This is a genomic window from Bradyrhizobium sp. WYCCWR 13022 (assembly GCF_030435535.1).
Lineage (GTDB): Bacteria > Pseudomonadota > Alphaproteobacteria > Rhizobiales > Xanthobacteraceae > Bradyrhizobium.
In genome coordinates this window covers 1-14,364 of record NZ_JAUIZJ010000007.1, presented here as the reverse complement: position 1 = coordinate 14,364, position 14,364 = coordinate 1, and the positions used below count along the sequence as shown (strand labels likewise).

The following is a 14,364-nucleotide window of genomic DNA, read 5'->3' as shown; positions in this document are numbered from 1 at the left end:
CATGAATGCGATACCCGATGATCTCCTGATCAACGCGCCCGACGAGGTTCGCATCCGCCAGGATCTGGTGCTGACGGCGCTGGGCCGTCGCCCCGCCGATCGTTCCTTGCGGGTCGGCCGATTGCTCGACGTGCACAGTCGCACCTGGAGCGAGGACCAGGAGATCGTCTTCAAGGGGAGGCGTATCGCCTGGGTGGGACCGACCGGAAGCTATCCCGGCGAGGTACGCGAGCGTGTGCATCGGCCGGATCTTGCGGCCGTGCCCGGCTTCGGCGAGGTGCATAAGCATATCGAGAGCTCGCATCTGACGCCGGAATGGGAAGCGGCGCTGGTGCTCCCGCACGGCAATACCTGGACCTGCGAGGCAAGCCACGAGTTCTCGAACGTCAATGGCGCCCGCAATCTCGAGTTCTGGTTCGAGGCGCGTCGCCGGGGCTCGCCGCTCAAAATCTTTCCGCAGCCGGGTTCGGCGGTGCCGCCGACAGCCTATGAATGGGGTGGCGGCTGGTATGGCCGCGATGAGCAGGCGCGCTTCATGGCCGAAAGCCTGATGGTCACCGGCCTCGACGAAGTCATGGACTGGCCGGCGGTGTGGAATCCCGAGAACCCGTCCTACAAGCGGCTCTGGGGCATGATCGAGGCGACGTTCGCGGCGCGCGGTGTCGTCGAGGGCCACGCGTCGGGCTTGCGGGATCTACCCTCCATCAACGCCTTTGCCGCAGCCGGGCTGGCATCCGACCATGAAGTGCAGACCCCGGAGGAGACCTGGGACAAGCTCACCCGCGGTTTGTTCGTCGAGCTGCGCGTCTATGCCATGGACGAGATCGTCAAATGGCTGCTCGCGAAGGGTTTGCTGGACTGGTCGCAGGTCGCCTTCACCACGGATGACCGCAGCGCCAGCCACACGCTCGAGCTCGGCGCCAGCGATCACAATGCACGGGTCGCGATCGAGGCCGGCCTTGCGCCGGAAGTCGCAATCCAGTGTCTGACGATCAATCCGGCGCGACACATGCGCCTCACGCCGTACGTCGGCAGCCTGGCGCCGGGGCGCTTTGGCGATGTCGTGCTGCTGTCGGACGTTGCCAAGCTCGAAATCGCCGAGGTGTGGGCCGATGGCGCGCAGGTCTCCGAAGGCAAGCGCTATCTCGGCCAGGTGCCCCGGATCGAGTGGCCGGAGTGGGCGACCAAGACGGTCAACATCAAGCGCACGATCAAGCCTGGGGATTTCGAGCTGCGGGCTGAGCCCGGCCGGGCCACGATGAAAGCGGCGGTGATCCGTCCCTTCCATTGGCATCCCGAGTTCTACACGCTCGAACTGCCGGTTCGTGACGGGGCCGTGCAGCGCGACGAGAGCGAGGCCGTCACCAAATTCGCCATCGTCGACCGCTTCTCCGGCGACGGGCGGGTCGCAAAGATGTTCTGGCGCGGCTGCGGACCTCGCACGCCGGAGACGGCGGTCGCCTGCTCGGTGGCGCACGACAAGCACAATATCTGGGTGGTCGGCTCGTCCGACGCGGCGATGGCGAAGGCGACAAACGCGCTGATCGAGCTTCAGGGCGGATGGGCGCTGGTGCGCGAGGGCGAACTCGTGGCCACCGTGCGCTTCGAGGTCGGGGGGCTGATGAGCTGTCGCTCGGCCCAGGCGCTCGATGCCGAGATGCAGGCGCTCTACGCGGAGGGACGCAAGGTCGACTGGATGTACGAGCCGACGTTCCGGCCGCGCTGGTATCCTGGATTCCCGGAGAGGCTCATGTTTGCAACGCTGACTTGCGCGCCCTGGAGCTGGGTGCTGGTGGCGCCGTGCGAGCAGGCGCCGCTCGGCTTCATCAACGTGCAGACGGGCGAAGCGCATCCGGTGGTCTGGTAGGGGGAGGATTGAGATGGATGAGATGACGAAGCCGCAAGCCGCTCCCGCGGAGCCGACGCCATCGGCAGCTACGGGGCTGCTCGATCGGACCTTTGGCCTCACCGAGCGCGGTACGAGCGTCGGCCGCGAGGTGATGGCGGGAGCGACCACGTTCGCGGCGATGGCTTACATCATCGCCGTCAACCCCTCGATCATGTCCAACGCCGGGATGGATCGTGCCGATCTGGTCAGCGCAACGGCGCTGGCCGCAATCTTCGGCTCGGTGATGATGGGGGTGTGGGCCAACCTGCCGCTCGCGGTTGCGCCCGCAATGGGCTCGAATGTCATCTTCACCTATGTCATCGTCAAGCAGATGGGCATGCCCTGGCAGGGTGCGCTCGCCATGGTCGCCTTCACCGGCGTGCTGTTCCTGATCCTCAGCCTGTCGAAGCTGCGCGAGAAGGTCGCGAAGGATGTGCCGGAAGCGCTGAAGATCGGCATCCAGGCGGCGGTCGGCACCCTGATCGTCTTCATTGCGCTCCGTGGCGCCGGATTCGTGGTTCAGAACCCATCGACCTACATTGCCATGGGATCGTTGCGCAGCCCGCCGGTGCTGCTGACGTTGTTCGGCCTCCTGCTCACGCCGGTGCTTGTGGTGCGCCGGGTGCCCGCGGCCCTGATCCTGTCGATCGCGCTGCTCACGGTGATCGGCTTCTTCGTTCCAGGCGCCAACGGCAAGATGGTGACATCGGTGCCATCGGCGATCATGTCGTGGCCACGCTGGCCGACCGGTACTTTCATGGCGCTCGACGTCGGCTATCTCTTCAGCCATTTCGTCGTAGCGCTCCCGCTGCTGTTCTACTTCCTGTGTGCCGAGTTCTTTTCGACGCTGGGTACGCTGATCGGCGTGACGGGGGCTGCCAATCTGCGCAAGCCTGACGGCTCGATCCCGAATGCCACCGCTGCCTTCGCGACCGATGCGACGGCGTCCATCGTCGGCCCGCTGTTCGGCACGTCGGTGGTGACTGCCTATATCGAGTCGATCACCGGCGTGCAGGCCGGCGGGCGCACTGGCCTGACGTCGCTGACCGTTGCGGGGTTCTTCTTCCTCGCGCTGTTCTTCTGGCCGGTCTTCGTCATCATCCCATCGCAAGCGACCGCACCTGCGCTGGTGCTCGTGGGCGTGCTGATGATGCAGGGCCTGGCCCGGATCGACATGACCGATCTCGGTAACGCGGTTCCGATCGTCCTGACGCTGCTGGTCACCGTGCTGACCAACAACCTCATCAACGGAATGGCCTTGGGGACTCTGAGCTACATCGCCCTGGAAGTGACGGTCGGCCGGCGGTCACAGATTCCTGCGATGGTGTGGGGACTGGGCGTGGTGTTCGTCGCTTACGCGTTCGTGACCGCCCAGATTTTTTGATGGGCGTGGCTAAGCCGCCAGATCGAGCAATCGGCATGATCCGCGCACCAGCACCTTGCGTCCGGTCGGCGTCATTGCAGGCGTACCGTCATTCACGTGGACGAGGCCGAGCTTGACGAGCCCTTCGAGGAGATAGGCCTTGGAAAGGCGACCGTTCGATACCGGGTTGCGAAGCGCCTTGAGCGCCTCCCATTGGTCCGGTGAAAGATCGAAATCGACGTCGTTGCTCATGTTGCCTCAAGCGATAGTCGCGTTCGCGCGCCCCTGTTAGCGGCGCTGCATGAAGACCATGCGACGACAATGAGTCGGGAATTCGGTAAGCTGTATAGAACGTCTCTTCACGAATTGCCGCAGTCTGTTGCGCCACAATAGTTAAGATCGTTCGGACGCGAATATCGTCCCGATCACCGTTCACTAATTGATGATCTTCACTTGATGTTGCGCTGCGACGGCCGCACTGCACGGGAAGCGTTGCTGTCTCATCCTGCGTCGCGATATGCACAGAAATGATGAGACGCTGGGTTCGTGACTCTGCTAGGCTGATTCTCGGGGAATGGCTTCACACGACAAGGAGTGTGAGTGCATGAACAGGCTGGTGGAAATTCGCAGTCAGGAATCCCTGTGCCGGGAGCGTGCCGCGCTCGATTTCGAGCGTCGGGTTTTCTGGCTGGCGCAAGCCCAGGAATGGGAACAGCGCGCGCTCGACGAAATCGCCACTCACTTTCGCGAGTGCAATGCGGCCCACGTGGAGCTTACGCGAAACTGAATTTGGCCGCGAGCCCGAGACTTACTGATAAGTCGCAACGATGTCGGAAACCGCGCGCTCGAGCTGCTGCGCGGTGGCGCATTGCCGTACCACGCTGCAAAAGGTCGCATAACGCGGCATCTCGGAATCACCAAAGCCCCAGGCCAGCCGTCCTTCGGGGTTGAGCCAGACCAGCCGCTTCGAACGTTCGGAGATGCGCCGCAGGATGTCGGCGCGCGGATCGAGATTGTTGCTGCGGGCATCGCCCAGCACGATCACCGTGGTCTGCGGCGTCAGCGTGCTCATGAAGTCCTTCTCGAAGTCCACCAGCGAGGAGCCGTAGTCGGACGAGCCGAAGCCGACCTTGGACATGATCTCGGCCATTGCCTCCTCGGGCGATTTCTTCTCCAGGATCTCGCTGACATCGATCAGATGGGATGAGAACGCGAACGAGCTGACGTCGTCCACGACCTCATGCAGCGAGTGGATCAGGAGCAGGAAGAAGTCGGAGACCTGCGCCACCGAGCCGGAGACGTCGCACAGTGCGACGATCTTCGGCCGGTCGCGGTGTTTGCGCTTCCATGCGGTGAGGAAGGGTATGCCACCCCAGGCGGCATTGCGGCGCAGCGTGCGTCGGACGTCGAGATGACCGCGGCGTTGGCGCTTGCGCGGCTTCGAATAGCGCTCGCGCAGGCGGCGCGCGATCTGGCGGATGAGTGCCCGCATCTCCGCGACCTGACGCCGTTCGATACGTGCGAGCGGCGCATTGCGCAGGATCTCGTTGCGGAGGTTTTCAGCCTCTTCGCGGGCATACAGCGCAAGCCCCTGCGAGACGGTATCACGCACGGCCTCGCGCAGGGCGTCGAGTGCGGCGCGCAGGCGCTCGGCCAGCGCCGGGTTCGTCGCGGTCAAATCGTCGAGATCATCGCGCAGGCGCTGGAGGCCCATGGCATCGAGGATTCGGCTGGAGAAGATGCCGCGCTGGGTCGAATAGCGAATGTCCGAGAGCGAGGCTGCACCAGACGCGCTGGCGATCGCGGCAGAGATCGCATTGCGATCCTGCGACAGCAGCATCTGTGCGAGCGGGCCCAATCCTTGTTGAGGCTGACCTCCACCCGCTTCGCTCGCCGAGTCTGATGAGGGCGACGGATCAGTGTCCTGCGAGGCCTCGTCATTGTCGTTGGCCTCGGGTTGATCCTGTCGCGGCTCGGGCTGGCTGAAGAACAGATCGAAGCAGTCGCCGAGCGCAAGCTTCTCGTCCTGCGACTTCGCGAGCGTCAAAAGCAGCGCGTCGCGCAAGATGGCGCGGTCAGTTAGGCCGACCTGCGCGACCGCGCGCATCGCATCGATGCTTTCGGCAGGCGAGACATGAACGCCGGCGCCGCGCGCCGCCCGAAAGAAACGATGAAGATTCTCGCGCATCGGCGTCAACCGAAGACGTTGGACCGGGCCGCCTTGGCAATGAAGGTCGTCACTTGCGGCGACGCGGCCTCGATGTCGGCCTCGTATTTCAGGAGCACGTTGAGCGTGTCCTTGACGATGTCGGTGTCGAGCTCGGTGGCCTGGAGCAGCAACAGCACGCGCGCCCAGTCGATGGTCTCGCTGACCGAGGGCAGCTTCTTCAGATCCAGCGATCGGATCTCGTGGATGAAGCCGACCATTTGCCGGCGCAGCGTCTGCGAGATGCCGGGGACGCGGCTTTCGACGATGCGCTCCTCGAGCCGCTGCTCGGGGAAGCCGATATGCAGATGCAGGCAGCGCCGCTTCAAGGCGTCGCCGAGATCGCGCTCGCTGTTGGATGTGAGGATCACCGTCGGCGGCGTGATCGCCGAGACGGTGCCGAGCTCGGGAATGGTGACCTGGAAATCCGAGAGGATCTCCAGCAGCAGCGATTCGAATTCCGCGTCCGACTTGTCGATCTCGTCGATCAGCAGCACGCAGCCGCCCGGCTGCTCCAGTGCCTGCAGCAGCGGCCGCGGCTCGACGAATTCCTTGGAGAAGAACACGTCGCCGAAATCATGGAGCTGATCGAGTGCAGCATGCAGCGTCTGCGCACCACCGAGGACCTCGCCGAGCTTGTCCTTGAGGATCTGGGTGTAGAGAAGCTGCTTGGCGTATTTCCACTCATAGAGCGCCTTGGCCTCGTCGAGGCCTTCGTAGCATTGCAGGCGTATCATCTTCTTGCCGCGCCAGGCCGCGATTGCCTTGGCAAGCTCGGTCTTGCCGACGCCCGCGGGTCCCTCGACCAGGATCGGCTTCTCGATCTGTTGCGACAAATAGACGGCGGTCGCGATCTGCCGGCTCGCGATATAGCCTTGCGCGGCGAGGCCGCTCTCCACTGCCTCGATCGAGGTCGAGGCCTTCTGTTCAGCCACGAAACGGCGCTCCCAAAGGTCTTGCTCGAGGTTGTTCTGCCTGCGTTCCCGGCAAAGAACAAGCCTCGTTTGGGACAGCCTGATCCGCGCAAAGGGGCGCTTTTTCCGTTCAGCGCAAATACTTAAGCGCGGCTATCGTGCGATCAGTGCCGCAGCAGCTCCGGCTTGCGGATGGTCTGTCTGACCTCGGCGCCGCAATCGGCGCATTCATAGACGAAGTCGATCTTGGCAAGGCTCCAGTGCGGCTCGACCTCGCGCACATACATCGGCAGGAACCCCATGCATGTCGGGCAAATCACAGGCGCGATTTCGATATCCTGATGATGCTGTACATACGCTGGCATCTCGGCTCTCCTTCGCAGGCGACCACCAAACCCCGCGCAAAAGCTACCGCCGGTTGCCGCAGAGCCGTCATCAACTCTTTCGAACAGAGACGGAACGGCGAGGGTTTGTCGTTCGCTGTGACATTCTTGTTACGTCTCTGTACTGTAACGGGCGGACGAAATGCCTATTTCCGGTGCTTAGACGGTCGCCGATCCGGTTTTTCTCGGACCATCAACACAACGATAAGGGAGCAACGCCCATGACCCATGCCATTCGTTTTCACAAGACCGGCGGTCCGGAAGTCCTGGTTTGGGAGGAGGTCAGTGTCGGCAAGCCCGGGCCGGGCGAGGCGCGTATCCGGCATACCGCCGTAGGCCTCAACTTCGTCGACATCTACAATCGGTCCGGTGTGTATCCGGTGCAGTTGCCGAGCGGCCTTGGTAGCGAGGCGGCGGGCGTCGTCGAGGAAGTGGGGCCTGGAGTCACCGATCTGAAGGCCGGTGATCGCGTCGCTTACGGTGCATCACCGCTTGGCGCCTATTCAGAGGCGAGGCTGATCCCAGCCGACCGGCTGTTGAAGCTGCCTGATGGCGTGGACGACAAAACCGCGGCCGCGATGATGCTGAAGGGGCTGACCACGCAATATCTGATCCGGCAAACTTATCGCGTGAAGGCAGGCGACACCATTCTGCTGCACGCGGCGGCCGGCGGCGTCGGTCTGATCCTGAGCCAGTGGGCCAAGCATCTCGGTGCAACCGTGATCGGCACCGTCAGCAGCGACGAGAAGGCGAAACTCGCCAAGGCGCATGGCTGCGACCATGTCATCATCTACACGCGCGAAGATTTCGTGAAGCGCGTCGACGAGATCACCGGCGGCAAGAAGGTGCCGGTGGTCTATGATTCCGTCGGCAAGGACACGTTCCTGAAGTCGCTGGACTGCCTCGCGCCGCTCGGCGTCGCCGCGCTGTTCGGTGCGTCTTCCGGCGCGGTTGAGCCGCTCAATCTCGGCCTGCTCGCGCAAAAGGGCTCGCTCTACGTCACCCGGCCGACATTGTTCACCTACGCCGCCAAGCGCGAGGCCCTGGTCGCGATGGCGAACGAGTTGTTCGACGTCGTCAAGTCCGGCGCGGTCAAGATCGAGGTGCACCAGACCTATCCGCTGAAGGACGCCGCCAAGGCGCATGCCGATCTCGCCGCGCGCAAGACCACGGGATCGACCGTGCTGACGGTGTGATCGCTCGACGGACGGTGGCGCGGGCCGCTTAGCGAGCCTGCGTCATGTCCGCTCGTGCTTGCGCAGGTCGCGGGCGTGATCGAGACGGTTCGCCTGAAGATCGATATCTTCAGGCGGGATGTCGGGGGGGCGGCCTCAGCCAGGATGGCTTCGGTCACGTCCTCGACGGAATCTTCCGCGATTTCATGGATGAACGAGATGCTCTGGTATTCGCCGGAGCTGATGCGAGCGATGACTTCGCGCCTGGTGATTTCAGGGTCGACGATCGCCTCGCGACCGCGTCGCCCGTAATCGATCATCACGACGAAATACTGCATCAAAGCCGCACCCCGATGACGGGCGCGCGGCAGAGTATTTCGTAAAATCAGAATAAAGTCAAGTCAGATTTCCAGAAATCGGAAATCTGGCGCCTCGGGCCCTTACCGACCCTTCTTGCGCGGGCGGGCCGACTTGGCGCGCAGCCGCTCGAGCTGGCCCTTGGGCATCGAGAGGCAGATCTCGCCGACCCAGTCGAGCTTGACGCCGACGATCGGCTTGGCGTTGAAGCTGACGAGGTTGACGACGGAGGGAGATTTGCCCCGCTCGATGGTCTTCAAATAGCGCTCGCCGGTCTTGAGCCGGACCACGGCCTCTTCGCCATAGAAGCTCGACAGCGGATGACGCTGGTCCTTGTAGACCACGATGACGTCACCGCTTTCATATTTTGGAAGCATCGAATCGCCGACGATCTCGAAAGCGACGGTTTCTTCCATGATCGGGAAGGGCAGTGCGATGTCGCCGAGTCCCTCCGGCGGAACCTGCTCGAAATCCGGCTCGATCACCGCGCCTGCACCGACGCGGCCCATGATCGGCGCGAGGTTCAGTTCTAGATATTGCATGATCGGAATGATTTCCGAGGCCTTCACCAGGCGCTCACCACCAAGGATTTCCGACACCGCGCCGGGGCGCACGCCCATCGCCGCGGCCAGTCCGCCCTTGCTCTTGCCTGTCTTTTCCAGGCCCCGCTCGATCATCGCAACGTCCAACATGGTGATTCCCTCGATTGCCCCACGGCTCGGTCCCTTTTTAATCCGAAATTCGGAATTAATGCAATTATGAATATCAGAATTCTGGCTTGACTTGATCTTCGGAATAACGGAATGTGTGTCCCGCCTCCGGATCGTGGGATCGGGGCGCATCACAGGACAGCAGCATGGAACCGGGCCATTGGTCGTCGGAGCATTCCGACGCGCTTCGCGACTATTTTTTCAAGGGACTGTCATATGCGGAGATCGGAAGACAGATTAACGCAAGGTTTGGAACGGCTTACACGCGCAATGCGGTGGTCGGTCGCGCCAGGCGGCTCGGGCTCGGTGCGCCCGAACGGATGGCGAGCCCATCGATCGTTCCGTCCTTGCCGGGCGAGTCGGGCCCGTTCGCGTCGCCTCGTGTCGCAATACCTGGCCTGAACCTGCCGCCGCCATCGGCACTGAAGCCGGCCAATCCGGTCAAGTTGCGTTGCGTGGGCGTCCAACCGCGCCTGATCGGGCTCCGCGAGCTCGAGCGAGGCGATTGCCGATATCCCTATGGCGGCGACAAGGAGAACGAGGCGATCCGTTTCTGCGGTCATCGGCGTATGCACGGGTCGAGCTATTGCGCGCCGCATGCGCGCCTGACCCGCGGTCGCGGCTCCGCGTCCGGCCGTGCTGCCGGTGCGGTCGTGTTGAGGCTGGTCTTCGCTGCCTGACAGGCCGCCAGCGTCCTTCATATGACAATTCGCAAGGAGCTTCCGAGTGGCACGTGCCAGACGCAACACATCCTACAAGTTGACCGGGCCTCACGACCGGCGATCGCGAGACCTGCCGTTCAACGCGGAGTTGGCGGAGATCGAGATCGATAATCCCCTCGCGCTTGATCTGGACGATAGGATCGCGGCCATGCGATCGATCCGCAACGATCCGCTCGGCCGGCTGCACGCGCATCACCAGATCGACGAGGCACAATACCGGAGTGGCCGCGCCTATCAGAATGACTGGGAGAGGGCGGAACGGGGCCCTCAGGCCATGGATCCGACCCGTGAATATGTCGATGGGACGCGCTCCCGCGAGCCCATAACCGAGAGCCAGCGCCAGGCGGTACTGCGGCTGAACCGGGTCGAGCGCGAGCTCGGCACCGACGGCGCCGCGCTGGTGCACGATGTGCTGGTGCTCGGCCTGACCATGGACCAGATCGGGCAGCGACGCGCCGTCCGGACCCAGCGATGGAACGACTATTTCGCCAGGCGTTTTCGCGAATGCCTCGATCGGCTGGCGTTGGTCTACGGCTTTGCGACCGATGCATCGGCGCGGCGCCGCTGAAAGTGGCCGCCGGCGGCTTTCGCCCGCCGGCGGCCCTCCGTCGTATCCTAGGGATGCGGCATGAGCTGGTACGGCGTCATGCAGCGCTCGTGGCCGTTTTGCAAACGCTTGGTCGCATCATGTTGAACGACGGTTCACGGCGCGAGAAATATCCGGCAATGGTGAACCGTGACGCGGAGCGGCGAGTCCAAACCGGGAGATCAAGGCCGCTCATCGATGAAATTGACCCGCGCTGTTTGTTTGCTCGCATCGCTCGGCCTCGTCGGGCCTGTCATGGCCGCCGATCCGTTTTATGTCGGGAGCTGGACGTTGACGACGGCCGTGGTGGCGCCATGGGCCGATCCGCATCGCAAACCAGATGATGCGGAGCGCGCACGGCTGATCGGCAGGACGGTGGTCCTGAAGGCCAGGGAAATCTCCGGTCCGCGTCCCTTTGCCTGCGCTAAGCCGCAATACAAGGTGACCGACTACGGTCCCGATATGATCTTCCAGGGTGCATTCGACGAGATGCGGCATGCCGACAAGAAGGCTGATCCGAAGGCGCTTGCCGCTTCGCTCGGCTTCACGGCGTCACGTATCAGGACGCTGGAGACTGGTTGCGAGATCGACGTTCATTTCGTGGACGATGCAACCGCTGAAATCGGGCTCAATGATTACGTGTATACGCTGACGAAGCGTTAGTCCGCGGTTGCCGGTTTCCGAGCATGCCGGAAACAACCCGAAACGTTGGTCGGATTGACAACTATCAGGACCGTGTGATGACTGATGCTGCTTGTTGACGCAGGTGGGTGACGATGGCTCGTATTCCTGTTATCCGGAATTGCCGCGGTGCGATGTCGGCGAAGCATCGCTGAGTCGCATGGTTTGGCTTGCCCGACGGGTTGTTCCTTGTCATAATTACAACTTCTCGAGTCAGGCCGAGTTGTTCAGATCGGAAGCTCAGCTTGCTGGCCTGCTGGGGTGCTCCGACCTAGAGTTTGTCGTCGCCATGGCGTTCGGTGACGGCATCTGGTCCTCGATCGGGCTCTTGCCTCCGACCCGAAGGGCCAATCCTGTGATAGGTGCGAGATGAAGAACCTCAATTTCGCGGCTGAACTGCATCTCAAGCTTGGCGCACCCGCGACCGGAACGGTGGAGAGTCTCCGCCTGCTGCGAGCCTTTCTCAAGCTCGCTCCCCGGCAGCGCTTCGAGGTCATCCGGCTGGTCGAAGACCTCGTCACCGACGAAACGCTCCCTGAACATCCCCTGTCCTAGGCGCCGTAGCGCGCCGAGATTACGCTTTGTCCATCTTGCCGGCCGGGGGCGGACCGCAAAGGTGCGGCCGTTGCGGCTGCTTGGGCGCTGGAAGGCGGTGCGGCAAATGTGATAATCAATCAGGAAAAAGAGGGAGGAGTGCGACCATGATCGAACCGAAGCTCGAAGTTCCGGCTGAACTGCGTGACCTGGCCGAGAAGACGATCGACCAGGCGGAGAAGGCGTTCGGCATGTTTTTCGATGCGGCCACCAAGTCGATGTCATCCGTTCCTGGAGCGAGCGCGGACGTATCCAAGCAGGCGCTCGCCTTCACCGAGCAGAACATGAAGGCGGCGTTTGAACACGCCCGCAAGCTGGTCCACGCAACCGACCTTCAGGAGGCGATGCGAATCCAGTCCGAGTTCCTGCGCAGCCAGTTCACCAATGCCGGCGATCACATGCGCCAGATGACTGGCAACTTCATGCAGCCGGGCAAGGGCAAATCCTGACAGGGTAGGTTCTGATTTGGCACGCCGCAGTCTGCTTACAAATTGATCTTGCGGTGCGGCGCGATGCGCATTTCAATGCCAAGGCAGGTCCATGATGGGCCACCGGATGTGCGTCGTCCGCCGTCCATCATCCTTTCTGCTGATCCCTGTCGGTTCACCCGGCAGGGATTTGCAGTTTCAGAACTCGGCGTGGCCAACCACCCCGCTACCGGCGGAGCGATCCGATATAGGCGGCGATGTCGGCGGCTTCGGTCCGACTCAACGGAAAGTTCGGCATCTTCGGATGCGGGTCGAGCAGGAAGAACGCGAGCCGCTCCGGGCTGAAATCGGGCTTTCGCGCAACCGATGCGAAGGAGGGCACGTCGGCGCTGGCCTGGGTCTGGCTGCTTGTCACGACATGACAGCTTGCGCACCAGCGCCGGGCCAGATCGGCGCCGTGATCGGCGTCAGCCGCGAGAGCGGGCGGCACGCCCAAGCCCGAGACCGTCGCGAGCAGAAGCCAAATTCGTCTCGCACCTGCGCGCATCCCATCACCTATTTGCATTCGCTTGCGGACCGTATGCTCAGCCGCAGCAAGATCCCGGAAATTGCGAGAGGTCGATGCGGGCGATGATCGATCGCACCATCCTGCGGGCCGAACGATAAAAATGGCGTACGAGCCCGGGCATTCTTGCCGGGGGCAAGCCCAGGCTCTCCATCTCGAGCCTCTTCGAATCAAGCCTTGCAGTATAGTTCGACACTTGCCTCTCCGATGCCGTACGGCCCTTCTATCGTGCCGGCATGGAGTTGCGTTGATCTGCCGCAAAGGATCCCGGCTAGTAGTCGCCGGGATTCATGATCATCGGATTGGTCGTATCGGCCGGGGTGAGTGCGCTGCTGGCGCTGTCGCGCAGGAAGTGGTCAAGCGTCGCCTGGATACTCTCCTTGACCGAGTCGGGCCCGCGATCGCTCATGTCGGTGTGCTGCGCGCCGGTATTGACGATGTCGATACCGCGCGCCTTGGCCTCTTCCGGCGTCGGCAGCACGCCGGGATCGGTCAGGAAATGCGGATCCTTGGAACGGAACGACAGGATCTTCATGCGGTCGTTCAGGACGAAGGGCACCCTGAGATTATCAAGCGTGATGACCTTCGACACGAGCTCGGGGTGCTGCTGGGCCACATACATGGAGACGTCGCCACCGTTGGAGTGACCGACCAGCGTGATGTGGTCGTAATCGGCATTTTGCTGCCGGCTCTTCAACGTGTTCAGCACGTAGAGGATGTTGGCTTCGCAGCGCATATAGACCTCGCGCCGGCCGACATATTGCTGCCCGACGTGGGTCATCAGGGGCGGATCGCTCGGCAGGTCCTGCTGGATACTGGCAACGAGATAGCCGCGCGCCGCGAGCACGTTGGCGAGGAAAGAATACTCGGTGGCCTTGACGGTGTTGCCATTGCTGATGATGGCGACCGGAAGCTTCCAGAGGCCGAGATTGGCCTTGGTCTCGTAGTCGCGCCGCACCGCAATCTCGACCGAGATCGGCCGCTGACGCGAGGCGTCGAACAAGGACAGCATCTCGTGGCGGATCGCGAATTTACTGACGATGACATACTGGCCCGCCGCAAGGACGCTGAGAAAGGCCAGAATTCCGAACACCTTCTTCATAGTTCCGTCTCAATCACTTTTGACTGAACATGGCTATAGAAAACCCCCGGATCGAGTGATCGTGAGCATGCTACGGGATTAAATTTAGGCAAGTCTGTGAGGGCGGCCCCGAAAGGGCCGTCTCGAGGCACCGTAGCCGGCTAAAGCGTGATGGTATTAAGTTCGATAGCCTGAGTTTTTCAGGTAATTGGAGCATTCCTCTGAGCTGAAGGCATCGAGTGCGTGGCCGATTGCGGCGCAGACCGCGTCGACGGTTCGCGCGGCAGCTTTGCGGACGAGGTGCTTGAGCTTGGCGAAGACCTGTTCGATCGGGTTCAGGTCGGGCGAGTATTTTGGCAGGAAGAAGAGCTTGGCGCCGACCGAACGGATGAGCTGGCGAACTGCTTTGCTCCGGTGGCTGCCGAGGTTATCCAGGATGACGATATCGCCGGGCCGCAGAACGGGCAGAAGAACCTTCTCAACATAGGTGCGAAAGCTCACGCCGTCGATCGGCCCCTCGATGAACCATGGCGCATCGATCCGGTCATGGCGCAGGGCCGCCAGGAAGGTCATGGTCTTCCAGCGGCCGTGGGGAACCTTGGCGTGAAGTCTGTGTCCGCGCGGCGCCCAGCCCCGCAAGGGCGCCATATCGGTCCTGGTCCAGGTCTCGTCGATGAAGACGAGCCGCTCAGCTTCGACGCGACCTTGATA

Annotated in this window: 17 protein-coding genes and 1 pseudogene; 9 read left to right on the top strand and 9 right to left on the bottom strand. The window is 62.6% G+C overall.

Annotated elements, in window-relative coordinates; all coding sequences use genetic code 11:
• Position 1: 1 nt before the first annotated feature.
• Together QY049_RS11730 and QY049_RS11725 are read left to right on the top strand one after the other, a co-directional pair.
• On the top strand, positions 2-1,867 hold the full coding sequence (locus QY049_RS11730) for an adenine deaminase (RefSeq protein WP_301269367.1): 1,866 nt from the start codon (positions 2-4) through the stop codon (positions 1,865-1,867).
• Positions 1,868-1,880: 13 nt separating this feature from the next.
• Positions 1,881-3,272 carry an NCS2 family permease gene (locus QY049_RS11725; protein WP_301269366.1) on the top strand — a complete coding sequence of 464 codons (1,392 nt, stop codon included), beginning with the start codon at positions 1,881-1,883 and terminating at the stop codon, positions 3,270-3,272.
• Positions 3,273-3,281: 9 nt separating this feature from the next.
• On the opposite strand, the gene QY049_RS11720 is transcribed toward QY049_RS11725, so the two are convergent.
• Positions 3,282-3,503 (bottom strand): hypothetical protein, encoded by a 222-nt coding sequence (locus QY049_RS11720; RefSeq protein WP_194481403.1) that lies wholly within the window; start codon positions 3,501-3,503, stop codon positions 3,282-3,284.
• 352 nt (positions 3,504-3,855) lie between these two features.
• Here QY049_RS11720 and QY049_RS11715 point away from each other — a divergent pair, with 352 nt between their 5' ends.
• Positions 3,856-4,038: a hypothetical protein gene (locus QY049_RS11715; protein ID WP_194481404.1), complete on the top strand. Its 183-nt coding sequence runs from the start codon at positions 3,856-3,858 to the stop codon at positions 4,036-4,038.
• A 21-nt stretch (positions 4,039-4,059) separates the two neighbouring features.
• Here the strand turns inward: QY049_RS11715 and QY049_RS11710 are convergent, their stop codons facing one another.
• The 3 genes from QY049_RS11710 to QY049_RS11700 form a co-directional block, all read right to left on the bottom strand.
• A complete protein-coding gene (locus QY049_RS11710; protein WP_301269365.1) occupies positions 4,060-5,439 on the bottom strand; it encodes a VWA domain-containing protein in 1,380 nt (459 codons plus the stop codon).
• Between the two features lie 5 nt (positions 5,440-5,444).
• Positions 5,445-6,392, bottom strand: coding sequence for a MoxR family ATPase (locus QY049_RS11705; protein ID WP_301269364.1), 948 nt, complete (start codon positions 6,390-6,392; stop codon positions 5,445-5,447).
• Positions 6,393-6,535: 143 nt separating this feature from the next.
• Positions 6,536-6,736 carry a hypothetical protein gene (locus tag QY049_RS11700; protein ID WP_057749711.1) on the bottom strand — a complete coding sequence of 67 codons (201 nt, stop codon included), beginning with the start codon at positions 6,734-6,736 and terminating at the stop codon, positions 6,536-6,538.
• 239 nt (positions 6,737-6,975) lie between these two features.
• On the opposite strand from QY049_RS11700, the gene QY049_RS11695 reads away from it, so the two are divergent.
• A complete protein-coding gene (locus QY049_RS11695; RefSeq protein ID WP_194481410.1) occupies positions 6,976-7,950 on the top strand; it encodes a quinone oxidoreductase in 975 nt (324 codons plus the stop codon).
• 42 nt (positions 7,951-7,992) lie between these two features.
• Here the strand turns inward: QY049_RS11695 and QY049_RS11690 are convergent.
• A pseudogene (locus tag QY049_RS11690) lies at positions 7,993-8,267 on the bottom strand (hypothetical protein).
• A gap of 102 nt (positions 8,268-8,369) precedes the next feature.
• On the bottom strand, positions 8,370-8,978 hold the full coding sequence (locus QY049_RS11685) for a S24 family peptidase (protein WP_194481413.1): 609 nt from the start codon (positions 8,976-8,978) through the stop codon (positions 8,370-8,372).
• 164 nt (positions 8,979-9,142) lie between these two features.
• Here QY049_RS11685 and QY049_RS11680 point away from each other — a divergent pair, with 164 nt between their 5' ends.
• From QY049_RS11680 to QY049_RS11660, 5 genes are all read left to right on the top strand, one after another.
• On the top strand, positions 9,143-9,676 hold the full coding sequence (locus QY049_RS11680; protein WP_301269363.1) for a GcrA family cell cycle regulator: 534 nt from the start codon (positions 9,143-9,145) through the stop codon (positions 9,674-9,676).
• A 46-nt stretch (positions 9,677-9,722) separates the two neighbouring features.
• Positions 9,723-10,286, top strand: a complete 564-nt coding sequence (locus QY049_RS11675) for a hypothetical protein (protein WP_301269362.1) — start codon at positions 9,723-9,725, stop codon at positions 10,284-10,286.
• A gap of 216 nt (positions 10,287-10,502) precedes the next feature.
• A complete protein-coding gene (locus QY049_RS11670) occupies positions 10,503-10,967 on the top strand; it encodes a hypothetical protein (protein WP_301269361.1) in 465 nt (154 codons plus the stop codon).
• Positions 10,968-11,354: 387 nt separating this feature from the next.
• Complete coding sequence (locus tag QY049_RS11665; protein ID WP_194481419.1) at positions 11,355-11,540, top strand: hypothetical protein; 186 nt, start codon at positions 11,355-11,357, stop codon at positions 11,538-11,540.
• A 146-nt stretch (positions 11,541-11,686) separates the two neighbouring features.
• Entirely contained in the window at positions 11,687-12,028 is a 342-nt protein-coding gene (locus tag QY049_RS11660; RefSeq protein WP_194481422.1) for a phasin, read from the top strand.
• A gap of 205 nt (positions 12,029-12,233) precedes the next feature.
• On the opposite strand, the gene QY049_RS11655 is transcribed toward QY049_RS11660, so the two are convergent.
• The 3 genes from QY049_RS11655 to QY049_RS11645 form a co-directional block, all read right to left on the bottom strand.
• Positions 12,234-12,554 carry a cytochrome c gene (locus QY049_RS11655; RefSeq protein ID WP_194481424.1) on the bottom strand — a complete coding sequence of 107 codons (321 nt, stop codon included), beginning with the start codon at positions 12,552-12,554 and terminating at the stop codon, positions 12,234-12,236.
• Positions 12,555-12,843: 289 nt separating this feature from the next.
• Positions 12,844-13,674 (bottom strand): alpha/beta fold hydrolase, encoded by an 831-nt coding sequence (locus tag QY049_RS11650; RefSeq protein ID WP_301269360.1) that lies wholly within the window; start codon positions 13,672-13,674, stop codon positions 12,844-12,846.
• A gap of 156 nt (positions 13,675-13,830) precedes the next feature.
• On the bottom strand, positions 13,831-14,364 hold a 534-nt coding region (locus QY049_RS11645), incomplete at its 5' end, for an IS630 family transposase (protein WP_301269359.1).